The organism is Variovorax sp. JS1663 (genome assembly GCF_002157355.1).
GTDB lineage: Bacteria > Pseudomonadota > Gammaproteobacteria > Burkholderiales > Burkholderiaceae_C > Variovorax.
On the sequence record NZ_LYMK01000014.1, the window covers coordinates 102,685 to 123,942 of the forward strand.

At 66.3% G+C, this 21,258-nt stretch carries 22 protein-coding genes and 1 pseudogene; 14 read left to right on the forward strand and 9 right to left on the reverse strand.

All coding sequences use genetic code 11. The features are described 5' to 3' along the window. Nucleotides 1-31: 31 nt before the first annotated feature. Nucleotides 32-1,024 carry an AraC family transcriptional regulator gene (locus A8M77_RS14085; protein WP_086922131.1) on the reverse strand — a complete coding sequence of 331 codons (993 nt, stop codon included), beginning with the start codon at nucleotides 1,022-1,024 and terminating at the stop codon, nucleotides 32-34. Between the two features lie 116 nt (nucleotides 1,025-1,140). Between A8M77_RS14085 and A8M77_RS14090 the strand changes: the two genes are divergently transcribed. The 6 genes from A8M77_RS14090 to A8M77_RS14115 are packed head-to-tail and all read left to right on the forward strand — an operon-like array spanning nucleotide 1,141 to nucleotide 5,893. Beyond that, on the forward strand, nucleotides 1,141-1,926 hold the full coding sequence (locus tag A8M77_RS14090) for an SDR family oxidoreductase (protein ID WP_086922132.1): 786 nt from the start codon (nucleotides 1,141-1,143) through the stop codon (nucleotides 1,924-1,926). A gap of 38 nt (nucleotides 1,927-1,964) precedes the next feature. After that, nucleotides 1,965-3,233: a styrene monooxygenase/indole monooxygenase family protein gene (locus A8M77_RS14095; RefSeq protein WP_086922133.1), complete on the forward strand. Its 1,269-nt coding sequence runs from the start codon at nucleotides 1,965-1,967 to the stop codon at nucleotides 3,231-3,233. Nucleotides 3,234-3,236: 3 nt separating this feature from the next. Beyond that, nucleotides 3,237-3,782 (forward strand): flavin reductase family protein, encoded by a 546-nt coding sequence (locus A8M77_RS14100; RefSeq protein ID WP_086922134.1) that lies wholly within the window; start codon nucleotides 3,237-3,239, stop codon nucleotides 3,780-3,782. A 53-nt stretch (nucleotides 3,783-3,835) separates the two neighbouring features. Next, nucleotides 3,836-5,065: a dienelactone hydrolase family protein gene (locus tag A8M77_RS14105; RefSeq protein WP_086922135.1), complete on the forward strand. Its 1,230-nt coding sequence runs from the start codon at nucleotides 3,836-3,838 to the stop codon at nucleotides 5,063-5,065. Nucleotides 5,066-5,114: 49 nt separating this feature from the next. Next, nucleotides 5,115-5,561, forward strand: a complete 447-nt coding sequence (locus A8M77_RS14110) for a type II toxin-antitoxin system RatA family toxin (RefSeq protein ID WP_086922136.1) — start codon at nucleotides 5,115-5,117, stop codon at nucleotides 5,559-5,561. Next, nucleotides 5,561-5,893, forward strand: a complete 333-nt coding sequence (locus A8M77_RS14115; protein WP_086922137.1) for an RnfH family protein — start codon at nucleotides 5,561-5,563, stop codon at nucleotides 5,891-5,893. Before A8M77_RS14110 ends, A8M77_RS14115 begins: the two co-directional genes overlap by 1 nt. A gap of 18 nt (nucleotides 5,894-5,911) precedes the next feature. On the opposite strand, the gene A8M77_RS14120 is transcribed toward A8M77_RS14115, so the two are convergent. Continuing rightward, complete coding sequence (locus tag A8M77_RS14120) at nucleotides 5,912-6,448, reverse strand: DUF4124 domain-containing protein (RefSeq protein WP_086922138.1); 537 nt, start codon at nucleotides 6,446-6,448, stop codon at nucleotides 5,912-5,914. A 147-nt stretch (nucleotides 6,449-6,595) separates the two neighbouring features. Between A8M77_RS14120 and guaB the strand changes: the two genes are divergently transcribed. The 5 genes and pseudogenes from guaB to A8M77_RS14145 form a co-directional block, all read left to right on the forward strand. Beyond that, nucleotides 6,596-8,065 (forward strand): IMP dehydrogenase, encoded by a 1,470-nt coding sequence (guaB, locus tag A8M77_RS14125; protein ID WP_086922139.1) that lies wholly within the window; start codon nucleotides 6,596-6,598, stop codon nucleotides 8,063-8,065. A gap of 69 nt (nucleotides 8,066-8,134) precedes the next feature. Further along, a complete protein-coding gene (locus A8M77_RS14130; RefSeq protein ID WP_086922140.1) occupies nucleotides 8,135-8,404 on the forward strand; it encodes a type II toxin-antitoxin system Phd/YefM family antitoxin in 270 nt (89 codons plus the stop codon). After that, nucleotides 8,401-8,823 carry a type II toxin-antitoxin system VapC family toxin gene (locus tag A8M77_RS14135; RefSeq protein ID WP_086922141.1) on the forward strand — a complete coding sequence of 141 codons (423 nt, stop codon included), beginning with the start codon at nucleotides 8,401-8,403 and terminating at the stop codon, nucleotides 8,821-8,823. Before A8M77_RS14130 ends, A8M77_RS14135 begins: the two co-directional genes overlap by 4 nt. Before the next feature lie 10 nt (nucleotides 8,824-8,833). Then, a complete protein-coding gene (gene guaA, locus A8M77_RS14140; RefSeq protein WP_086922142.1) occupies nucleotides 8,834-10,447 on the forward strand; it encodes a glutamine-hydrolyzing GMP synthase in 1,614 nt (537 codons plus the stop codon). A gap of 165 nt (nucleotides 10,448-10,612) precedes the next feature. Then, nucleotides 10,613-11,433: pseudogene (locus tag A8M77_RS14145) on the forward strand (phage integrase central domain-containing protein); the annotation flags it as partial. A gap of 143 nt (nucleotides 11,434-11,576) precedes the next feature. Here the strand turns inward: A8M77_RS14145 and A8M77_RS14150 are convergent. Then, nucleotides 11,577-12,509, reverse strand: a complete 933-nt coding sequence (locus A8M77_RS14150) for a LysR family transcriptional regulator (protein WP_086922143.1) — start codon at nucleotides 12,507-12,509, stop codon at nucleotides 11,577-11,579. 151 nt (nucleotides 12,510-12,660) lie between these two features. Here A8M77_RS14150 and A8M77_RS14155 point away from each other — a divergent pair, with 151 nt between their 5' ends. The 3 genes from A8M77_RS14155 (at nucleotide 12,661) to A8M77_RS14165 (ending at nucleotide 15,607) form a co-directional block, all read left to right on the forward strand. Next, nucleotides 12,661-13,206 carry a hypothetical protein gene (locus tag A8M77_RS14155; protein WP_086922144.1) on the forward strand — a complete coding sequence of 182 codons (546 nt, stop codon included), beginning with the start codon at nucleotides 12,661-12,663 and terminating at the stop codon, nucleotides 13,204-13,206. Beyond that, a complete protein-coding gene (locus A8M77_RS14160; RefSeq protein WP_238136820.1) occupies nucleotides 13,203-14,837 on the forward strand; it encodes an MFS transporter in 1,635 nt (544 codons plus the stop codon). The genes A8M77_RS14155 and A8M77_RS14160 overlap by 4 nt, the downstream gene beginning before the upstream one ends. Before the next feature lie 95 nt (nucleotides 14,838-14,932). Then, nucleotides 14,933-15,607: a protein-L-isoaspartate(D-aspartate) O-methyltransferase gene (locus A8M77_RS14165; RefSeq protein WP_192871610.1), complete on the forward strand. Its 675-nt coding sequence runs from the start codon at nucleotides 14,933-14,935 to the stop codon at nucleotides 15,605-15,607. Between the two features lie 21 nt (nucleotides 15,608-15,628). Here A8M77_RS14165 and A8M77_RS14170 read toward each other — a convergent pair whose 3' ends face one another. The 6 genes from A8M77_RS14170 to cyoB are packed head-to-tail and all read right to left on the reverse strand — an operon-like array spanning nucleotide 15,629 to nucleotide 21,257. After that, a complete protein-coding gene (locus A8M77_RS14170; RefSeq protein WP_086922147.1) occupies nucleotides 15,629-16,168 on the reverse strand; it encodes a response regulator transcription factor in 540 nt (179 codons plus the stop codon). Then, nucleotides 16,158-17,453 carry an ATP-binding protein gene (locus A8M77_RS14175; RefSeq protein ID WP_086922148.1) on the reverse strand — a complete coding sequence of 432 codons (1,296 nt, stop codon included), beginning with the start codon at nucleotides 17,451-17,453 and terminating at the stop codon, nucleotides 16,158-16,160. The genes A8M77_RS14170 and A8M77_RS14175 overlap by 11 nt, the downstream gene beginning before the upstream one ends. Next, nucleotides 17,437-18,219, reverse strand: a complete 783-nt coding sequence (locus A8M77_RS14180; protein WP_272947437.1) for an SURF1 family protein — start codon at nucleotides 18,217-18,219, stop codon at nucleotides 17,437-17,439. Before A8M77_RS14180 ends, A8M77_RS14175 begins: the two co-directional genes overlap by 17 nt. Next, complete coding sequence (gene cyoD, locus A8M77_RS14185; protein ID WP_086922149.1) at nucleotides 18,216-18,608, reverse strand: cytochrome o ubiquinol oxidase subunit IV; 393 nt, start codon at nucleotides 18,606-18,608, stop codon at nucleotides 18,216-18,218. The genes A8M77_RS14180 and cyoD overlap by 4 nt, the downstream gene beginning before the upstream one ends. After that, nucleotides 18,605-19,261, reverse strand: coding sequence for a cytochrome o ubiquinol oxidase subunit III (gene cyoC, locus A8M77_RS14190; RefSeq protein ID WP_086922150.1), 657 nt, complete (start codon nucleotides 19,259-19,261; stop codon nucleotides 18,605-18,607). The genes cyoD and cyoC overlap by 4 nt, the downstream gene beginning before the upstream one ends. Further along, nucleotides 19,254-21,257: a cytochrome o ubiquinol oxidase subunit I gene (gene cyoB, locus A8M77_RS14195; RefSeq protein ID WP_086922151.1), complete on the reverse strand. Its 2,004-nt coding sequence runs from the start codon at nucleotides 21,255-21,257 to the stop codon at nucleotides 19,254-19,256. The genes cyoC and cyoB overlap by 8 nt, the downstream gene beginning before the upstream one ends. Nucleotide 21,258 lies beyond the last annotated feature (1 nt).

The following is a 21,258-nucleotide window of genomic DNA, read 5'->3' on the forward strand; positions in this document are numbered from 1 at the left end:
GAGATTCTATGAAATGAGGCAAGGCGGCCCGTCAATGCCTGGACAGGGTGTGGTGCGGCGACTCGCCGAAGCGGCGCGCGTAATCCTGCGCGAAGCGTCCCAGGTGGGCGAAGCCGTACTGGAGGGCCACCGCCGTGACGGTGGTGCCGGGCGCAGCCTCCCGAAGCACGCGATGCACGGCCTGCAGGCGCAGCGCCTTCAGGAAGGCCATCGGCGTCTGCCCGGTGTATTGACGGAAAGCCGCCTGCAGGCTGCGCACGCACAGGCCGCTGGCCGCCGCGATGTGGTCCACCGAGATGGCGTCACCCAGGTGGGCCTCGATGTATTCCTTCGCTCGCCGCACCGCGCGTGGCGATACCTCCGGCAGCCTTGCCAGCAGGCGGGCGCTGAGGCTGTGCGGCAGCTGGTTCAGCAGCGTGTGGGTGAGGGCGGCTTCGGCCTGCACCAGGAAGGGCGTGGTCAGCAGGGTGCGCCCGCAGGAGAGCTCCTGGACCAGGAAGTCGACGAGATGCCTGACGCTGGCGCCTGCGCCCTGGTCGATGGGCACGGCGGGCTCGAACTCCAGCGGCCGTGCGCCGACCGGCTGGCCGGTCAGAGCCTCCCAGTGCCGCTCGACCACGGCGGTGTCGAGCTTGACGATCAGGTGCGGCGTGGCATCGGCCCAGCGCATGCGCAGCGGCCGGCTAGGCGAGGCGAGCGAGGCGCAGTGCGGGTCGGAGACGAAGTCGCGATCCGCCCAGCGGATGTCGGCATGGCCTCCCAGTGGAATCTGCAGCAGGTAGAAGTCGCCGAGGCAGCCCGGGTCGATGTCGACCTCGGCGCCGTACTGCACGTAGTTGAGCGAGATCTCCGTCAGCGGCGCGACGTGGTGGCGCGCATCGAAGCGCTCCGAGCCGTGCCCCAGGCTCAGGCGGTGCGGGCAGAAGATGCGCGCGACCTCGTCCCGGGCCTGATCCAGTTCGGGGGTGTCGATCCGTGCGAAGGCCGACAGGGGCAGCAGGGTGCTCGTCGCGGCGCGTTCCATGCGAAGGGTCGCTGAAAGAAATTCGTTTTGCGGATAGTGGCCGCGCAATCCGGATTGGGCGGCGGCTGCGCGAAATCTAGAGTATCCGAATGCGATTGACAAACAGGAGTGACCCCATGACAGCGGATCTGCGCGACAGGACAGTGCTCATCACCGGCGGCGCCACCCTCATCGGTGCGGGCGTCGCCCGGTGCTTCCGGGATGCCGGCGCCCGGGTGGTATTGGCCGACATCGATGCCGAGGGCGGGCAGGCCGTGGCGCGCGATCTCGGTGCCGACTTCGTGGCCACCGACCTGACGCGCGACGAGCAGATCGAGGCCTGCGTCGATGCGGTGCTGACGCGTCATGGGCGCATCGACACGCTGGTCAACCTGGCTTGCAGCTACACCGACAACGGCCTGGCTTCGCCCCGCGCCGAGTGGCAGCAGGCGCTGGACGTCAACCTCGTGTCCGCCGTGATGATGGCGCGCGCGGTGGTGCCGCACATGCAGGCGGCCGGCGGCGGCGCGATCGTGAACTTCAGCTCGATCTCGTCCAAGGTCGCGCAGACCGGGCGCTGGCTCTACCCGGTCAGCAAGGCCGCGCTGGTGCAGGTCACGCGCAGCATGGCGATGGACCTCGCGCCGATGAACATCCGCGTCAACTCGGTGTCGCCGGGCTGGACCTGGTCTGCCGTGATGGACCGCCTGACGGGCGGCGACCGCGCCAGGACCAATGCGGTGGCCCGGCCCTTCCATCTGCTGCGCCGCGTAGGCAACCCGGAGGAGGTGGGCCATGTGGTGGTGTTCCTGTGCTCGGACAAGGCCTCCTTCGTCACGGGCGCGGACTGGGCCGCCGACGGCGGCTATTCGGCCATGGGGCCGGAATCGTACGAGCCGGCGATCCCCAAGCTGGCCGCCTGAGGTCGATCCTTCCATCCTGAGAGTGAGAGAGGCAAGCCATGAACGTTCTTTCTTCCGCCGCGGCCCCGCGCCGCATCATGATCGTCGGCGCCGGCCAGTCCGGCCTGCAGCTCGCGCTCGGCCTGCAGCAGCAGGGCGTGCAGGTCACGCTGGTGTCCAACCGGAGCGCCGATGACATCCGCACCGGCAAGGTCATGTCCAGTCAGTGCATGTTCGGCAGCAGCCTGCAGATCGAGCGCACGCTCGGCATCGATTTCTGGGCGAAGGGGTGTCCGCCGGTGGAAGGCATCGGCCTGAGCATCCCGCACCTGGAACGGCAGGGCGAGAAGATTGTGGACTGGGCGCACCGGCTGGACCGCATCGCGCAGTCGGTGGATCAGCGCGTGAAAATTCCCGGTTGGATGAAGCTGTTCGCCGAGCGCGGCGGCGAGATCCTGTTCCAGGAAGCCGGCGTGGCCGAGCTCGAGCACTGGACGCAGGAGCAGGACCTCGTGATCGTCGCGGCCGGCAAGGGCGAGATCGCGCAGCTGTTCGAGCGCGACCCCGAGCGCTCGCCCTTCGACAAGCCGCAGCGTGCGCTTGCGCTGACCTACGTGCACGGCATGGTGCCGCGGCCCGCCTACTCGGCCGTCAACTTCAACCTGATCGCGGGGGTGGGCGAGTATTTCGTGTTCCCGGCGCTCAGCATCACGGGGCCCTGCGACATCATGGTGTTCGAGGGCCTCCCCGGCGGCCCGATGGACTGCTGGGCCGAGGTCCGGACGCCGGCCGAGCACCTGGCCAAGTCGAAATGGATCCTCGACACCTTCGTGCCCTGGGAGGCCGAGCGCTGCCGCGACCTGCGCCTCACGGACGACAACGGCATCCTGGCCGGACGCTTTGCACCGACCGTGCGCCGCCCGGTCGGGCGCCTGCCCTCGGGCCGCATCGTGCTCGGCATGGGCGACGTGGTGTGCCTGAACGACCCGATCACCGGCCAGGGCTCCAACAACGCCGCCAAGTGCGCCCTTGCGTACCAGCGCGCCATCCTGGCGAGGGGCACAGCGCCCTTCGACGCGGCCTTCATGCAGGCGGCCTTCGACGACTACTGGCAGTACGCCCAGCACGTGGTGAACTGGACCAATGCCATGCTGCAGCCTCCACCGCCGCACGTGCTGGAGCTGCTGGGCGCGGCCGGCGCGATGCCCGCGGTGGCGCGGCGCATCGTCAACGGCTTCGACGATCCACGCGATTACGCGGACTTCTTCATGGACCCGGACAAGGCCGCGGCCTACCTGAAGTCCGAGCTGCAGGCCGAGGCCGCCTGAGCCATGGCCCACGCACTGCGCGCGCTCGAGCAACTGCGCTGCGAGCCCAACCTGGATGCCGGCGACTTCCGCCGCGCGATGCGCTGCCTGGTCGGCGCCGTCACCATCGTCACCAGCACCGACGGCCACACGCCGGTGGGGCTGACGGCCACCGCCGTGTCCTCGCTGTCTGCGCAGCCGGCGCGCATCCTGGCCTGCGTCAACCTGCAGGGCAGCAGCTTCCGCACCATCGCGCAAAGCCGGCGCATGGCGGTCAACGTGCTGTCGGCGCGGCAGTCGCCCCTGGCTCAAGTCTTTGCGGGCCGGGGCGGGGGCGCCGGCGAGCGCTTCGATCCGGACGAATGGGACACCCTGGTCACCGGCGCACCGGTGCTGCGCGGCTCGCTGGCTTCACTCGATTGCGTGGTGGACGAGATGATGGTCGCGCACAGCCACGCGGTGGTCATCGGCGAGATCAAGGCCGCCTTGCTCTGCGAGCCCGACGCGCTGCCGCTGCTGTACGCTGGCGGCCAGTTCACCACGCTGCGGCAGGGTGCGCTCGCGGCATAGCGCCGGGCCTCGCGTCCGGCTTCCCCACGATTCTTGAAAAGAGGAGATACGCCATGGCAGGTCAATGGTTGAAGGTGGCCGCTTCCGACGGCAGCGGCAGCTTCCGCGCCTATCTCGCGACCCCGGCAGCGGGCAGGGGGCCCGGCATCGTGCTGGCGCAGGAGATCTTCGGCGTGAACGCCACCATGCGCGAGGTGGCCGACTACTACGCCGAGGAAGGCTACACGGTGCTGGTGCCGGACCTGTTCTGGCGCCAGCAGCCCGATGTGGAGTTGGGTTACGCGCCGGAAGACTGGCAGAAGGCCTTCGGCTTCTACCAGGGCTTCGACGAGAACAAGGGCGTGGAAGACATCGCCGCCGCGATGGTGGCGCTGCGCGCGCGTCCAGAGCACGTGGGCAAGGTCGGCGTGCTGGGCTTCTGCCTGGGCGGCAAGCTGGCCTACCTGGCGGCCTGCCGTACCGATGCCGATGTCGCAGTCGGCTACTACGGCGTGGGCATCGAGAACAGCCTGGACGAGGCCGCGAACATCCGCGGCCAGTTACTGCTGCACATCGCCGAGCAGGACAAGTTCTGCCCGCCGCCGGCGCGCGAAAAGATCCTCACCGCTCTAGGCGGCAAGGCGAACGTGGCGCTCCATGTCTATCCTGGCGTGGACCATGCCTTCGCGCGGCTGGGCGGCGAGCACTATGACAAGCCGTCGGCCTTGATGGCGCACCAGCGCAGCGTCGCCGCTTTCCGGCAGGCGATGGGGCCGCACTACGACTTCTCGGCGCTGTGGGACAAGCACTGCGAGTACGAGTTCGCGACGCGCAACGTCGCCGACACCATGGCCACGATGGTGCCCGAGCCCTATGTGAACCACATCCCCACCATGACGGGCGGCGTGGGCCACGCGATGCTGAGCCGCTTCTACCAGCACCATTTCGTCAACAGCAATCCGCCCGACACCCGGCTGGTCCCGATCTCGCGCACCGTCGGCGCCACGCAGATCGTCGACGAGATGCTGTTCTGCTTCACGCACAGCTGCGAGATCGACTGGATGCTGCCCGGCGTGGCACCCACCGGCCGGCTGGTGGAGATCCCGCTGGTCGCGATCGTGAAGTTCCGTGGCGACAAGCTCTACCATGAGCACATCTACTGGGACCAGGCCAGCGTGCTGGTGCAGATCGGCCTGCTGGACCCCCAGGACCTGCCGGTGGCGGGCGTCGAGACGGCGCGCAAGCTGCTCGACGAGAATCTGCCTTCCAACACGCTGATGGCGGCCTGGTCTCGCTCGGGATGAGCCTTGGGGCCTGCCTCCATACAATCGAACGGAGCCCCGATTCGATTTCATGAAAGCAGTCCACAAGTCCATCCTGATCTGGTACAGCGCCGAGGAGATGTACAGCCTGGTCACCGACGTGGCGAGATATCCCGAGTTCCTGCCCTGGTGCGACAAGGCCCGCGTGATCGAGCAGGACGAGGGCGGCATGACGGCCGAGGTCGGGCTGGCCTTCAGCGGCTTTCACCACAGCTTCACCACGCGCAACACCCACGTGCCCGGCCGCGAGGTGCATTTGCGGCTGGTGGACGGGCCTTTCTCCCATCTGGAAGGTGCCTGGAAGTTCACGCCGGTCGGCGAAGAGGGCGAGCGCGCCTCCCGCGTGGAGCTGAACCTGAGCTATGGCTTCAGCAACTTCGCGCTGCAGGCGCTGGTCGGCCCGGTGTTCGACAAGATTGCCTCCAACCTGGTCGAGGCCTTCGTCAAGCGTGCCGAGCACATCTACGGCCAGAGCTGATGCCCCATGTGACGGTCGTGTACTCGCCGGGCGCGCGCGAGGTGATCGAGCAGGAGCTCGACGTGCCCGAGGGCGCGTCGGTGCGCGATGCGGTGCGTGAGAGCGGCCTTGCCGCGCACTACCCGGAACTCGACGGGGAAGCCGTGGTGCCGGGCATCTGGGGGCGCGCCGTCGAATGGACGCAGCGGGTCCAGGCGCTCGACCGCATCGAACTGTGTCGCTCGCTCACGGTCGATCCCAAGATCGCGCGGCGCGAGCGCTTTCGCCAGCAGGGTGCGCGCGCGACCGGGCTCTTCGCGCGCCGGCGCAAAGGCGGCAAGGCGGGCTACTGATGGAGCGGGAAGCGCTGCCTACTTGCAGTCGCTGTCGATCACGGATTGCAGGCGCTGTGTCTCGGCAGTGCGTGCTTTGTCGTCCATGACCTCGCGCTCGCCCTGGGCGTTCAGCCGGGCGACGCGGATGCCGCTGTCCATGGTCGCTTTGCCCTGGCGCGCCCGTTGGCAGTTTTCGGCCTTGGCCTGGGCCACCTTCTGCGCCTCGGCGGCCTGCTTCGCCTTTTCGGCTTCCTCGGCCTTGCGGGCCTTTTCCTCGAGGTCCTTGTCGACCCCGGTGGGCTTGGCCTTGGCTGCGCCGCCGGCGCTCGCGGGGGCGGCGGAGGCAGGCTGAGCGCTGCCCGCTTCCGGCGCCGGCGCGGGGCTGAAGGTCACGCGCGCAGACGAGGAAGGGCCGGGGCGGCGAAGGATGTTCTTGTCGGGGATCTCCGGCGGCGGCGCCGTGTCGCTGAAGACTTTCTTGTTGCTCTGATCGATCCACTGCCACTGGGCCTGGACGGTCGTCGCCGCGAGAAGGCAGGCGGATCCGAATGCGAGCAGGTGCGCGAACTTCATGGCGGCAGTTTAGCGCTGTTTACGTTTTGCAACGTTTTACTTCTGTATCTGCGGGATCGGGCGCGGCATTTGACCCACATCCGGAAGGACCCGCACGCCGGCCGGGCATGGTGCCATCGTTACAATCGATTTTTTGGAGCCTCACCCATGCGCCTTCTCGGCAAAGCGCTCACCTTCGACGACGTGTTGCTGGTGCCAGCCTACTCCCAGGTCCTGCCCAAGGACACCTCCCTCGCCACCAAACTCTCCCGAAACATCACGCTGAACCTGCCGCTGGTCTCCGCGGCCATGGACACCGTGACAGAAGCCCGCCTTGCCATTGCCATGGCGCAGGAGGGCGGCATCGGGATCGTCCACAAGAACTTCACGCCTGCCGAGCAGGCCGCGCAGGTGGCCAAGGTCAAGCGCTACGAGTCCGGCGTGTTGCGCGATCCCGTGGTGATCACGCCCACCCACACCGTGCTGCAGGTGCTGCAACTGTCGGAAGAACTCGGCATCTCCGGCTTCCCGGTGCTGGACGGCGGCAAGGTGGTCGGCATCGTGACCGGCCGCGATTTGCGCTTCGAGAGCCGTTACGACGTGCCGGTGAGCGAGATCATGACGCCGCGCGAAAAGCTGATCACGGTGCCCGACGGCACCACGCTCAGCGAGGCCAAGGCGTTGCTCAACAAGCACAAGCTCGAGCGCCTGCTGGTGATCAACAACGCCTGGGAGCTCAAAGGCCTGATCACCGTCAAGGACATCACCAAGCAGACCAGCTTTCCCAATGCGGCGCGCGACGCCAGCGGCCGCCTGCGCGTGGGCGCGGCCGTCGGCGTGGGGGAGGGCACCGAGGAGCGCGTCGAGGCGCTCGTGAAGGCAGGTGTCGATGCGATCGTGGTCGACACCGCGCACGGGCACAGCGCCGGGGTGATCGAGCGCGTGCGCTGGGTCAAGAGGAACTATCCGCAGGTCGACGTGATTGGCGGCAACATCGCCACCGGCGATGCCGCCCGCGCGCTGGCCGAGGCGGGCGCCGATGCCGTCAAGGTCGGGATCGGCCCTGGCTCCATCTGCACCACCCGCATCGTGGCCGGCGTGGGTGTGCCGCAGATCATGGCGGTGGACAACGTCGCCACCGCGCTGCAGGGCAGTGGCATCCCGCTGATCGCCGACGGCGGTATCCGCTACTCGGGCGACATCGCCAAGGCCATCGCGGCCGGCGCGAGCACCGTGATGATGGGTGGCATGTTCGCCGGCACCGAGGAGGCGCCGGGCGAGATCGTGCTGTTCCAGGGCCGCAGCTACAAGAGCTACCGTGGCATGGGCTCCATCGGCGCGATGCAGCAGGGGAGCGCCGACCGCTACTTCCAGGAGTCGACGACCGGCAACCCCAATGCCGACAAGCTGGTGCCCGAGGGCATCGAAGGGCGGGTGCCGTACAAGGGCTCGATGGTCTCGATCATCTACCAGATGTCCGGCGGTCTGCGCGCCAGCATGGGCTACTGCGGCTGCGCCACCATCGAGGACATGAAGAACAAGGCCGAGTTCGTGGAGATCACCACGGCCGGCATTCGCGAAAGCCACGTGCACGACGTGCAGATCACGAAGGAAGCGCCGAACTACCGCGCTGAGTAATTCTGGCCAGAAACCTGATTTTGGCCAATTTGGCTAGAATCAGGCCTTCTTTTCGATTCAGGCCAGAACGTGCAAACAGTTTCCGTCCATCAAGCCAAGGACCGGTTCTCGGCGCTGCTGCAGGCGGTGGAGAACGGGGAGGAAGTGGTGATCACGCGCCACGGCAAGAAAATCGCCCGCATCGTGCACGACCCCGAGGCCGTGTTGAGCGAATCCGAACGGGCCCAGGCCCAGCAGCGAGCCCTCGACGAACTGCGCGCCTACCAGGCTGGCATCAAGCCGGCCGTCGAGGGCCACACCGACTGGAAGAGCCTGCGCGACGCCGGGCGCAGGGAATGAAGCCGATCGTCATCGATGCCTCGGCCGCCGCTGCGTGGATCATGCCTGACGAAGTCAGCGACGCTGCCCTGCGGCTCTATGCAGATGCCACCGAGCCGAACGAGGTGTTCCATGCGCCCGCTCTCTGGGTCTGGGAGACCGGCAACATCCTCGTGATGGGCCAGGCGCGCGGCCGCATCGACGGCACGCAGGTCGAGCAGGCGCAGGCCTTGCTGGCTGCCGCGAACATCACTTTCGATCCCGTGCCTTCGCTGCACCGTCGCGCCCAGATCGGGCGGATGGCCCAGGCGCACGGCCTGACCTTCTACGACGCCTCCTACCTGGAGCTGGTGCTGCGCCTGAACGGACAGCTCGCTTCACTGGACAAGAAGCTCGTGGCCGCGGCCCGGGCCTGCGGCATCGTCTGCCTCAGTTTTTGAAGAGTCCTCCATGCAACACCAGAAAATCCTCATCCTCGACTTCGGCTCCCAGGTCACGCAGCTGATCGCCAGGCGCGTACGCGAAGCGCACGTGCTCTCCGAAGTCCATCCCTGCGACGTCAGCGACGATTGGGTGCGCGAGTATGCGAAGGACGGCACGCTCAAGGGCGTGATCCTCTCCGGCAGCCACGCGAGCGTGTACGAGGAGTCGACCGACAAGGCGCCGCAGGCGGTGTTCGAGCTGGGCGTGCCGGTGCTGGGCATCTGCTATGGCATGCAGACCATGGCGCACCAGCTGGGCGGCAAGGTCGAGGGTGGCCACAAGCGCGAGTTCGGCTTCGCGGCTGTGCGTGCGCGAGGCCACACCGAGCTGCTGCGCGATATCGCCGACTTCACCACCGACGAAGGCTACGGCATGCTCAATGTCTGGATGAGCCATGGCGACAAGGTCACCGAGCTGCCCCCGGGCTTCAAGCTGATGGCCTCCACCGACAGCTGCCCGATCGCCGGCATGGCCGACGAGGCGCGGCACTTCTACGCGGTGCAGTTCCACCCGGAGGTCACGCACACCCAGCAGGGCAAGGCCATTCTTGATCGCTTCGTGCTCGGCATCTGCGGCGCGAAGCCCGACTGGGTGATGCGCGACCACATCGCGGAGGCGGTGGAGGCGATCCGCCAGCAGGTGGGCGACGAGGAGGTGATCCTCGGCCTCTCCGGCGGCGTCGATTCCTCGGTGGCCGCGGCGTTGATCCACCGTGCCATCGGCGATCAGCTGACCTGCGTCTTTGTCGACCACGGCCTGCTGCGCCTGAACGAAGGCGACATGGTGATGGACATGTTCGTCGGTCAGCTGCACGCAAAGGTGATCCGCGTCGACGCCAGCGAGCTCTTCCTCGGCAAGCTGGCCGGCGTGAGCGATCCCGAGGCCAAGCGCAAGATCATCGGCGGCGAGTTCGTCACCGTCTTCAAGCAGGAGGCCGCCAAGCTCACGAGTGCGGGCGCGAAGGGTGCGAAGTGGCTGGCGCAGGGCACCATCTACCCCGATGTGATCGAGTCCGGCGGCGCCAAGAGCAAGAAGGCCGTCACCATCAAGAGCCACCACAACGTGGGCGGCCTGCCCGAGCAGCTGGGCCTGAAGCTGCTGGAGCCGCTGCGCGACCTGTTCAAGGACGAGGTGCGCGAGCTGGGCGTGGCGCTGGGCCTGCCGCCGGAGATGGTGTATCGCCATCCCTTCCCGGGACCTGGCCTGGGCGTACGCATCCTGGGCGAGGTGAAGAAGGAATACGCCGACCTGCTGCGTCGCGCCGACGCGATCTTCATCGAGGAGCTGCGCAACTTCAAGGATGCCTCCTCGGGCAAGAGCTGGTACGACCTGACCAGCCAGGCCTTCACTGTGTTCCTGCCGGTCAAGAGCGTCGGCGTGATGGGCGATGGCCGCACCTACGACTACGTGGTCGCGCTGCGCGCGGTACAGACCAGCGACTTCATGACCGCCGACTGGGCCGAGCTGCCCTATGCGCTGCTCAAGAAGGTGTCGGGGCGCATCATCAACGAAGTGCGCGGGATCAACCGGGTGACCTACGACGTGTCGAGCAAGCCACCGGCGACGATCGAGTGGGAGTGAATTGACGTCCTTCGGGGACTATCGCCTAGTATCGAAAAACTTCCGTAACGTGTTGATTTAAAAGGAAATACTTCACGGCAGCTATCGGTGGCTATCGCCGGCCAGCGGAACAGGGTCTCCTGACCCCTGACGGTAAAAGCCGTCACCAACAGGAGGAAAACCTCGATGCTTACCGACACCGCACTGCGCAATTTGAAGCCTAAGTCATTGACTTACAAGGCTTCTGACCGGGATGGGATGTACGTGACGGTATCGCCCACCGGTACCGTCACCTTCCGCTACCCGATCGGGACATCCTGCCGGCCTTCCAGAACCGGCAGCTCAGCGAAATCACTGCCGATGACCTGCGCTCCCTCTGCAACGAGGTGAAGGCGCGCGGTGCGCCGGCCACGGCGGTGCACGTCCGCGACATCGTGAAGCAGGTCCATGCCTTCGCCGTCCTGCACGGCGAGAAGGTGGACAACCCGGCTGACGATGTGGGGGCTGCGTCGATTGCGACGTTCGTGCCGAAGGATCGCACCCTGTCACCCCTGGAGATCCGGCTGATGGCGCGGCAGATGGAATCGGTGGCTCGCATGAAGGGGCAATCCGCATGTGGTCTATCTGTCGCGCCAGGCGCTGGACATCTTCGTAGCCCTGCATACTTGTACGGCCGGCTCCAAGTTCGTTCTGCCATCGCGCTACGACGCCGAGCGCTGCATGTCGAACGCGACCTTGAACCGGGTCACGCAGATCGTCGCGGAGCGCGCGAAGGCTGCGGGCCTGCCGTTGGAGCCCTTCACCGTCCACGATCTGCGCCGCACCGGCTCGACGCTGCTGAACGAAATCGGCTTCAACCGAGATTGGATCGAGAAGTGTCTGGCGCTGAGGATGGGCGTTCCTCACGCTCGATCTACAACAAGGCCGAGTACGCCGAGCAGCCGCGCCACATGCTGCAGGAGTGGGCCAGCATGGTCGATGCTTGGGTCGACGGGCAGACCTACGTGTCCTCACGAACTATCCCACCGTCGAGATGCGTCGACGATGTCTTGATCTGGGCGCAGATGCCGTCTTCGACAAGTCGACCGAACTTGAGGCCTTCTTCAACTACTGCGCTTCGTTGCGGCCAGGATAGGCAGACCGCCGCTGCTCAGCCTTCTCCGGCAACAGGTCGGTCCGCTGCGGCCGCGTGGGATCGGGTGCAAGCGTCTCGAATGCACGCACGGAGCCAGCGATGAGCAAGGTCGCCATCCATTCTTGGATGCCACATCAATGAGACAGTGATTTCCGGCGGAGGCGCCGGAAGCGAAAAGCTGTGTAGGCCGTCGCGCAGGCCTTTGGTATGCCGTTCGGGAACACTGGCGATCAGATCAGAGGCGCGGACGAGTGCCAACGCGGTTGAGAAGCCGCCGACCACCGTGCCGATCTCCCGTTCCAGACCGAATGGCTTCAACGCTTCGTCGATTGGGCCTTTGTCGAAGTTTCGACGCGACACCACAACGTGTTTTCCGGCCGCATAGCGCCCTGGCGTGACCTTGCCTTGACATAGTGGGTGCCCGATGCGCACGACCCCAATGAAGCGGTCCCTGAACAAAGCCTGTACACGGACCTCGGGGCTCGTGGCGCTGCCGATGACGCCGGTTTCCAGGTCGACGGTCCCATCGCGCAGAGACGTGCTTTCCTTGTCCGTCTTTTGCGTGAAACGCAACCGCACACCGGGAGCTTCCTTGCCAACCCGCACAAGTAGGTCAGGGCCAAATGTCTCGACGAAGCCTTCACTAGCGCGCAACGTGAACGTTCGGACGAGCCCTTTGAGATTGAGTGCCTCGGCCGGACGCAGCACCGCTTCGGCCTCCTGAACGAGGTGATTGACCCTCTCACGCAGCTCGGTTGCGCGTGGAGTGGGCACAAGGCCCCGTCCAGCTCGTACCAACAAGAGGTCGCCCGTCGTTTCTCGCAATCGCGCCAGCGCCCGGCTCATCGCGGACGGACTCAGCCGCAAACGTCGGGCAGCGCGCGCGACGCTACCTTCGGCAAGCAGCACGTCAAGGGTGATAAGCAGGTTCAGATCAGGCGCGGCCATGCCCGAACGCTATCACGTAACAAGGTGACATGGCGTCAAACGCACGTATAACTTGCAACTGCTGCGTCTTCCGCAATTTTGCTGGAAATCCTAAATTCTTAGTACTGCTTGAACGCCATTTTTTGTCCGAGCAGAACCAAAGGAAGAGACCATGACCAGCAGTACTTTTGAAACGTCGATTGAGGGGATCAAGTCGGTTTGGGGGCCGCTTAGCGACCAAGTGGTCGCGGGTTGCAAACGCCACTTGGCGGACCTTCTCAAGGCGCCCGCCACTGAGGAGTGGTTGGCGGCTTTGCACAGTGAAGCGCCGGCAAACAAGGAGCTGTATCGCGACCCGACCCAAGGTTTCGTGCTCCTCGCCCACTCGGAATACGCCGGGCTGTACCGGCCGCCCCATGACCACGGTCGAGGTTGGGTCATCTATGGGATCCAGCAGGGCGAGATCGAGATGAGGACCTATGCCCGGGTGGCGAAGCCAGATGGCAGCGTTGGACTGGTACTGCGGGATTCAACCTTGATGCGGCCAGGGCAGGTCCAGGTATATCTGCCGGGCGACATTCATGACACACGGTGCGTGAAGGGGCCAGCTCTCCTGTTTCGCTTCACAGAGCGTGACTTGAAGAAGGAGGACAAGGCCGAACACCGCGTGGCGAGGTACGTTGAGCGGGATGGCGTCTGGACATTCGGGACGCCATGAGCAAGCTCTCCACAGGTGCAGGCAGGCGCTTTTTGGCGACGGTGGCCCTAGACCCCCGAGACCCTTGCATGTGCCAACAATCGGTCGCGTCTGCTAGGCGCGATGACAGCAAGGCCCAGCGCGCCTCACGGCATGAAGGCGCAAGCGCCGAGAATCGACGTCGCGCCGTCGCTATCGGTGTGGTCCTCGCGGCCATGGTGCTTGTGGTGCTCGACGCAGGCATCGCCAACGTCGCACTTCCGACCATCGCACGAGCTCTCCAGGTGACGCCGGGCATGGCCGTATGGGTCATCACGGCCTATCAGACTGCCTTGGTGATCGGACTGCTGCCTTGCGCCGCGCTTGGGGAGAGCCTGGGCTATCGCCGGGTCTTCACGCTTGGTGTTGCAGTGTTCACCGCCGCCTCCGTGTTGTGCGCACTGTCACCGTCCCTGTCGTGGCTCGTCGCGGCCCGCTTCCTCCAGGGCCTCGGCGGTGCCGCCGTCATGTCGCTCGGGATGGCGCTGTTGCGCTCGATTATTCCGCAGCAGCTCGGCGCCGCCATCGGGTGGAATGCGCTGGCCGTCGCGCTGGCCTCTGCAGCCGGTCCGACGGTCGGAGCGCTGATCCTCGCGTTCTCAAGCTGGCCGTGGCTTTTCGCGTTGAGCTTGCCCTTGGGTTGCGCGGTGCTGTTCGCGAGCCTTGCGTTGCCACACCACAAGGGTGCGCCGCGTCGGCTGGACCTGCTCAGTATGGCGCTGAATGGAGGGGCATTTGCTTCTCTTGTCATAGGTGCCGAACTGTTGGTAGCGAAGCCCGCACTGGCTGTCGTTCTCCTCGCCACGACAGCTCTCAGCCTGGCGGCGCTGGTTCGCCGAGAGATGCCGAAGTCAACGCCGTTGGTACCCCTTGACCTGCTTCGAGCGCGCCCCTTTCGCATTTCAGTGATCGCATCAATCTGCTGTTTTGCAGGCACGACTGCAGGCTTGATGGCGCTGCCCTTCTACCTACAGCACAGCTTAGGGCAGAGCACTTTGATGACCGGGCTCTTCATGACTCCCTGGCCGCTGATGGTCGCCATCGCGGCGCCGCTCACGGGACGTCTCGCTGAGCGCGTATCGACAGCCTGGCTCTGCGCTGCGGGAGGTGCCTGCCTGTCAATTGGGCTCGCGGCCGCCTCTCTGTGGCCGCTGGATGGACGGCCAGGTGCACTGGTCCCGATCATGATGTTGTGCGGCCTCGGTTTCGGCCTCTTTCAGGTACCGAACAATCGCAACATGTTTCTCTCGGCTCCGCGTGAACGAAGCGGAGCAGCAGGTGGCATGCAGGGGACTGCCAGATTGGCTGGCCAAACCTCAGGTGGCGTCATCATGAGCCTCATTTTCACACTTGCTTCGGTCGACGCGGCGCCCAAGATCGGTCTCGCAATCGGTGCGGCCCTCACATTAGGGGCTGGACTCGTGAGCATGGTGCGGGCAAGACCGTTGGAACAACCCTCCAAAGCATTGCCACGCAAAAGATGTGCGCTTCTGACGGTAAAGGCGACGGTAAGGCCCCATGTCGATCGCAGCCAATCCCTTTCACCACGCGGGTTTGGGCGTCTTGTTGATGATGGAGTGGGAGTGAGCAAGAAGCGCTGTACCGTGCTCTGAGGCCTCGGCCTTCGGGAACGGCGTCGCGCATTGGCGCAGCGGGCCCCAGCAGGCGTAGGATCCGGAACTCAGCACCGCCCCCTCGAGGAGGCACCATGAGCGAACCGGATTTCACGACTCTGCATCAGCGCATGCTCGCGGAGATCGCTGCCAAGACGATCTTCTCGACCATGCACCTGGGCAAGGCGGCGCTGAACCCGCGGGTGATGGACGCCCTGGCCAAGGTCCCGCGCCATGCCTTCGTGCCGATCGAGCTGCGCCCCTACGCCTATGTCGACACGCCGTTGCCGATCGGCTATGGCAAGACCATCTCGCAGCCCTTCATCGTGGCGGTGATGACCGACCTGCTCGACGTGCGCCCCACCGACACCGTGCTGGAGATCGGCACCGGGCTGGGCTACCAGTCGGCGATCCTTTCCGAGCTGGCGAAGCAGGTCTACAGCGTCGAACTGATCGAGGAACTGGCGCGGCAGGCCCGGCAGCGGCTGGCGCGCCAGGGCCATGCCAACGTCGAGGTCCGCATCGGCAACGGCTGCCACGGCTGGCCCGCGCACGCGCCCTTCGACCGGGTGATCGTCACGGCGGCGCCGGAGCTGATACCGTCTGCGCTGATCTATCAGCTCAAGCCGGGTGGGCGGATGGTGATCCCGGCCGGCCTGCCGGAGTCGCAGCAGCTGCTGCTGGTCCAGAAGGACGAGGACGGCACGGTCTCGACGCGGGAAATCTTCCAGGTCCTCTTCTCCCTGCTGGAAGAAGGGGAGCCCGACTGAGCGGCCGCTTCCGCCGCCGCGCTACTTCACCCGCTGCTTGCCCAGCTTGCGGGCCAGCGTGCGCCGGTGCATGCCCAGCCGCCGCGCGGTCTCCGAGATGTTGAAGCCGGTCTCGGCCAGGGTCTCGTGGATGCGCTCCCATTCCAGCGTCTTGATGGAGGTGGCGCGCTCGGTCAGCTCCACCTCCGCATCGCCCTCGGCGCGGCCGAAGGCGGCCTCGATGTCGTCCGTGTTGGAGGGCTTGGCCAGGTAGTGGCAGGCACCCAGCTTGATGGCCTCCACCGCGGTCGCGATGCTGGCATAGCCGGTGAGCACGACGATCAGCATCTCCGCGTCGTGCGCATGCAGCATCCGCACGCAGGCCAGGCCCGAGGCGCCGCCGGCGAGCTTGAGGTCCACCACCGCATGGCCCGGCGAATGGGTCTTCAGCACTTCCTCCACCTGCTCGGCGCTGGCCGCCGACAGCACCTGGTAGCCGCGCCGCTCGAAGGAGCGGGCGAGGGTGCGGGCAAAGGCTGCATCGTCTTCGACGATCAGGAGCACACGTTCTTCAGTGTCCATGGGCTGGCTCCTCCGCGAGAGTGAGCGCCGCAAGCGGCAGGCGCAGGGTGACGGCGGCCCCGCCTTCGGGCCGGTTGCGGGCCGACACGCTGCCACCCAGCGTGCGCGCGACGTTCATGACCAGGAACAGCCCCAGCCCGCCGCCCGGTCGGCCCTTGCTCGACTGGTAGGGCTTGCCCAGCTGCGCCAGCATCTCGGGCGCGAAGCCCGGGCCGGCATCGGTGACGGTCAGGACCAGCCAGTCGCCGTCGCGCGACGCCGCCAGCCCGACCCAGCGCGGGGAGGCCTCCAGCGCGTTGTCCAGCACATTGCAAAGGGTCTGTTTCAAGGCCGAGTCCGAGATGATGGGCACATCGTCGCCGAAGTCGTTGGCATAGGCCAGTGCCGGGGTGGGCCGGCTCTCGCGCCACTCGGCAACCAGCTCGTCGAGGAAGTCGCGCACGGTGGTGTGCACCGGCGCCTCGCCGCGCGCCTCGCCGGCCGACAGCAGGATGCCGGTGACGATGGTCTTGCAGCGGGCGACCTGGGCCTGCATCTCCTCGATCTCCTGCCGCAGCTCCAGGTCGGCTGCAAAGGGCTGCATGCGCGTCCAGTCGCCCAGGATCACCGACAGCGTCGCCAGCGGCGTGCCGAGCTCGTGTGCCGCACCCGAGGCGAGCAGACCCATGCGCACGATGTGCTCCTCCTCGGCGGCGCGCTGGCGCAGATCGGCCAGGCGGGCGTCGCGGGCGCGCAGGTTGCGGTGGATGCGGGCCATGAAGACCGCCAGCAGCGCCGCGTTGAGCACGAAGCAGATCAGCAACCCCTGGACATAGGGGCTGGCGAGCCCGCGGCCGTTCTCCAGCGGGATCTCCAGCGGCCGGTGAAACAGGGTCAGCCCGACGAAGCAGCCAGCCGTGACCGCGATCAGGGTGCGCGTGTGGCGCGGCCCCAGCAGCACCGCGCCCAGGCAGACCTGCAGCAGGAACAGGAAGATGAAGGGGTTGGTGACGCCCCCGCTCAGGTAGAGCTGTACCGTCAACGTGCCGACGTCCGCCAGCAGCGCGACGAAGAGCTCCATGTCGGTCACGTCCTCGTGACGGTCCCAGCGCCAGAGGCTGACCAGGTTGAAGATGGTGAGGAAGCCCAGCGCCGCGAACATCTGCTCCAGCGGCAGGCGGATGCCGAAGCCGAAATGCACCACCACGATGGTCGCGACCTGGCCGACCACGGCGATCCAGCGCAGCTGGATCAGCTGCTGCATGTTCTTCAGGCCGGTGGCGTCGGCGTCAGTGCTCGGATGCATCCCGGGATTGTCTTGCGCTGCGTACCACCCACCAGGCCGCGGCCGCAACCCCCAGGGCCAGCGCGAACCAGGTGAGGGCGTAGACGAGGTGGTTGTTGCGGAAGACGATCACCGTCAGGCCGGCGGCCGGCCAGCGCGGCTCGGCGCCCGGGGCGGGCTGGCCGGGCGGGGCGTCCTCGTCCACGAAGAAGGGCGCAGCGCCGGGCAGCCCGCGCGCCGCGGCGATGGCCTGCACGTCGCGCGAGAACCAGCGGTCGCCCGCAGGATCGTTGCGGCGCAGGAAGCCGCCGCCGGGTTCGCTGATGCGCAGCAGGCCGGTCAGCTGCACCTCGCCGGCCGGCTCGTTGCCGCTGCGGCTGGCGCGCTCGCGCCGCTCGGGCGGCACGAAGCCGCGGTTGACCAGGACGATCGTGCCCTGTGCAGTGCGCAGCGGCGTCAGCACCCAGTGGCCCGGGCCCAGCACGGTCGAGGCCTGCACCAGCGTCTCGCGCTCGTGCAGGAAGCTGCCGGACAGGCGCACGTGCCGGTACTCGTCGCCCGCCGCGTTGACCTGCGGCCATTGCGCGAGTGGCGGGATGTCCGCCGGTGCCGCGTGCACGCGCGTCTCGACGCGCTCGATCAGGTCCAGCTTCCAGGCGCGCCGCTCCAGCTGCCACATGCCCAGCGCCGCGAACAGCGCGAAAAGCAAAACGCCGGCGAGGGCGAGCAGCGCCAGCGCCGGCGTGGAATGCGGTCTCCGCGAGGTGTCGGAGGGCGTCCCGCTCAAGGCATGTTGCGCATCTCGTGCATGGATGCCGGCATCATGTTGTGGTTGAGGTGGAACATCACCCAGAGCGATCCGCTCAGCGTGATCACCACCAGCACGATGGTGAAGATCAGCGCCAGCATGTTCCAGCCGCCCTCGGAGTGCGCGTTGAGGTGCAGGAAGTAGATCATGTGGACCACGATCTGCACGGCCGCGAAGGCGAGGATCACGAAGGAGGTGGTGCTCGGGCTTTCGATGACCTTGCCCATCACCAGCCAGAAGGGAATGGCGGTGAGGATCACCGACAGGATGAACCCGGTGACGTAGCCCTTCAGGCTGATGTGCAGGCCGTGGTCGTCATCGTCGTGGTGGCCGTGGCCAGGGTCGTCGTGTGCGTGCGGCTCGCTCATTTCAGGGTCCCCATCAGGTAGACGAAGGTGAAGACGCCGATCCAGACGACGTCCAGGAAGTGCCAGAACATCGACAGGCACATCAGCCGCCGCCGGTTCTCCGCGATCAGGCCGTGCTTGCCGACCTGGATCATCAGCGTGATCAGCCAGACGATGCCGAAGCTGACGTGCAGCCCGTGCGTGCCCACCAGCGTGAAGAAGGAGGACAGGAAGGCGCTGCGCTGCGGGCCTGCGCCCTCGTGGATCATGTGCGCGAACTCGTAGAGCTCGATGCCGATGAAGCCCGCGCCCAGCAGGCCGGTGATCGCCAGCCACACCAGCACGCCGCCGGTGCGCTTCTTCAGCATCTCCAGCATCGCGAAGCCGTAAGTGATGGAGGACAGCAGCAGCAGCGAGGTGTTGAGCGCCACCAGCGGCAGGTCGAACAGGTCGGCGCCCGAAGGGCCGGCCGCGTAGCTGCGGCCCAGCACACCGTACATCGCGAACAGGCAGGCGAACACCAGGCAGTCGCTCATCAGGTAGAGCCAGAAGCCCAGCAGCGTGCCGTTCTGCGGATGGTGGTCCCCGGTCACGAGGAATTGCGGGCGCTCGGTGGACGGCGCACCGATGTGCATGCCGCGAGCGGGGGGCGTGGTGGCGGTGATCTCAGACATGGCCGGCCAGGAGTCGGGTGCGCTCGGCTTCCGTGCGGACGACGTCGTCCGCCTGGATGTAGTAGTCGCGCTTGTAGTTGAAGGTGTGGACGATGGTCGCCAGGATCAGCACCGCGAAAGACACGCCCGCGATCAGCCACATGTGCCAGATCAGCGCGAAACCGCAGATCGCGCTCAGCACGGCCAGCACGAAGCCGGCGGCGGTGTTCTTCGGCATGTGGATCGCCGCGAAGCCCTCCCGCGGCCGCTCGAAGCCGCGGCGCTTCATGTCCCACCACGCATCGTTGTCATGAATGTTCGGCGTGAAGGCGAAGTTGTAGTCCGGCGGCGGTGAGGAGGTCGACCACTCCAGCGTGCGGCCGTCCCACGGGTCGCCCGTGGTGTCGCGCAGCGCGTCGCGGCGCTTGAAGCTCACGTACAACTGGATCAGGAAGCTCGCGATGCCCAGCGCGATCAGCACCGCGCCGAAGGCGGCGATCTGGAACCAGATCTGGATGGACGGGTCCTCGAAGTGGCTCAGGCGCCGCGTCACCCCCATCAGGCCCAGCACGTACAGCGGCATGAAGGCGAAGTAGAAGCCGATCAGCCAGAACCAGAAGGAGCACTTGCCCCAGAAGGGATCGAGCTTGTAGCCGAACACCTTCGGGTACCAGTAGGTGATGGCGGCGAACACGCCGAACACCACGCCGCCGATGATCACATTGTGGAAGTGCGCGATCAGGAACAGGCTGTTGTGCAGCACGAAGTCGGCCGGCGGCACCGCCAGCAGCACGCCCGTCATGCCTCCGATCACAAAGGTGACCATGAAGCCCACCGTCCACAGCATCGGCACCTCGAACTTGATGCGCCCGTGATACATGGTGAACAGCCAGTTGAAGATCTTCGCCCCCGTCGGGATCGAGATGATCATCGTCGTGATGCCGAAGAACGAGTTCACGCTCGCGCCCGAGCCCATGGTGAAGAAATGGTGCAGCCACACCAGGTACGACAGGATGGTGATCACCACCGTCGCATACACCATGGAGGCGTAGCCGAACAGGCGCTTGCGGCTGAAGGTGGAGACGATCTCCGAGAAGGCGCCGAACACCGGCAGGATCAGGATGTACACCTCCGGATGGCCCCAGATCCAGATGAGGTTGACGTACATCATCGGATTGCCGCCGAGCTCGTTGGTGAAGAAGTTCGTTCCGACGTAACGGTCCATCGACAGCAGCGCCAGCACGGCCGTCAGCACCGGGAAGGCCGCCACGATCAGCACGTTGGTGCACAGCGAGGTCCAGGTGAAGACCGGCATCTTCATCAGCGTCATGCCGGGCGCGCGCATCTTCACGATGGTGGCGATCAGGTTCACCCCCGACAGCAATGTGCCCACCCCCGCGATCTGCAAGGACCATATGTAGTAGTCCACCCCCACGTCCGGGCTGTAGAGGATGCCCGACAGCGGCGGATAGGCCAGCCAGCCGGTCTTGGCGTACTCGCCGACGAACAGCGAGGCCATCGTCAGCATCGCGCCCGCCGTGGTCATCCAGAAGCTGAAGTTGTTCAGGAAGGGGAAGGCCACGTCGCGCGCGCCGATCTGCAGCGGCACCACGTAGTTCATGAGCCCGGTGACCAGCGGCATCGCCACGAAGAAGATCATGATCACGCCGTGCGCCGTGAAGACCTGGTCGTAGTGGTGCGGCGGCAGGTAGCCCATGTTGTCGCCGAAGGCCATCGCCTGCTGCAGCCGCATCATGATCGCGTCGGCGAAGCCGCGCAGCAGCATCACGATGCCCAGCACGATGTACATCACGCCGATCTTCTTGTGGTCGATGCTGGTGACCCAGTTGTGCCAGAAGGGGCCCCAGGCCCGGTAGTAGGTCATGGCGCCCACGAGCGCCAGGCCGCCCAGCACGACGGCGATGAAGGTCGCCACCAGGATGGGCTCGTGGTAGGGGAAGGCCTCCCAGGTGAGGCGACCGAAGATGAGCTTGGTCAGGTCGGGATGGTCGGGCATC

Excerpts from the sequence above, each read along its gene's own strand:
- A8M77_RS14085 (WP_086922131.1), bottom strand. The coding sequence starts at position 1,024 with ATGGAACGCGCCGCGACGAGCACCCTGCTGCCCCTGTCGGCCTTCGCA.
- A8M77_RS14090 (WP_086922132.1), top strand. The coding sequence starts at position 1,141 with ATGACAGCGGATCTGCGCGACAGGACAGTGCTCATCACCGGCGGCGCC.
- A8M77_RS14095 (WP_086922133.1), top strand. The coding sequence starts at position 1,965 with ATGAACGTTCTTTCTTCCGCCGCGGCCCCGCGCCGCATCATGATCGTC.
- A8M77_RS14100 (WP_086922134.1), top strand. The coding sequence starts at position 3,237 with ATGGCCCACGCACTGCGCGCGCTCGAGCAACTGCGCTGCGAGCCCAAC.
- A8M77_RS14105 (WP_086922135.1), top strand. The coding sequence starts at position 3,836 with ATGGCAGGTCAATGGTTGAAGGTGGCCGCTTCCGACGGCAGCGGCAGC.
- A8M77_RS14110 (WP_086922136.1), top strand. The coding sequence starts at position 5,115 with ATGAAAGCAGTCCACAAGTCCATCCTGATCTGGTACAGCGCCGAGGAG.
- A8M77_RS14115 (WP_086922137.1), top strand. The coding sequence starts at position 5,561 with ATGCCCCATGTGACGGTCGTGTACTCGCCGGGCGCGCGCGAGGTGATC.
- A8M77_RS14120 (WP_086922138.1), bottom strand. The coding sequence starts at position 6,448 with ATGAAGTTCGCGCACCTGCTCGCATTCGGATCCGCCTGCCTTCTCGCG.
- guaB (WP_086922139.1), top strand. The coding sequence starts at position 6,596 with ATGCGCCTTCTCGGCAAAGCGCTCACCTTCGACGACGTGTTGCTGGTG.
- A8M77_RS14135 (WP_086922141.1), top strand. The coding sequence starts at position 8,401 with ATGAAGCCGATCGTCATCGATGCCTCGGCCGCCGCTGCGTGGATCATG.
- guaA (WP_086922142.1), top strand. The coding sequence starts at position 8,834 with ATGCAACACCAGAAAATCCTCATCCTCGACTTCGGCTCCCAGGTCACG.
- A8M77_RS14150 (WP_086922143.1), bottom strand. The coding sequence starts at position 12,509 with ATGGCCGCGCCTGATCTGAACCTGCTTATCACCCTTGACGTGCTGCTT.
- A8M77_RS14155 (WP_086922144.1), top strand. The coding sequence starts at position 12,661 with ATGACCAGCAGTACTTTTGAAACGTCGATTGAGGGGATCAAGTCGGTT.
- A8M77_RS14160 (WP_238136820.1), top strand. The coding sequence starts at position 13,203 with ATGAGCAAGCTCTCCACAGGTGCAGGCAGGCGCTTTTTGGCGACGGTG.
- A8M77_RS14165 (WP_192871610.1), top strand. The coding sequence starts at position 14,933 with ATGAGCGAACCGGATTTCACGACTCTGCATCAGCGCATGCTCGCGGAG.
- A8M77_RS14170 (WP_086922147.1), bottom strand. The coding sequence starts at position 16,168 with ATGGACACTGAAGAACGTGTGCTCCTGATCGTCGAAGACGATGCAGCC.
- A8M77_RS14175 (WP_086922148.1), bottom strand. The coding sequence starts at position 17,453 with ATGCATCCGAGCACTGACGCCGACGCCACCGGCCTGAAGAACATGCAG.
- cyoD (WP_086922149.1), bottom strand. The coding sequence starts at position 18,608 with ATGAGCGAGCCGCACGCACACGACGACCCTGGCCACGGCCACCACGAC.
- cyoC (WP_086922150.1), bottom strand. The coding sequence starts at position 19,261 with ATGTCTGAGATCACCGCCACCACGCCCCCCGCTCGCGGCATGCACATC.
- cyoB (WP_086922151.1), bottom strand. The coding sequence starts at position 21,257 with ATGCCCGACCATCCCGACCTGACCAAGCTCATCTTCGGTCGCCTCACC.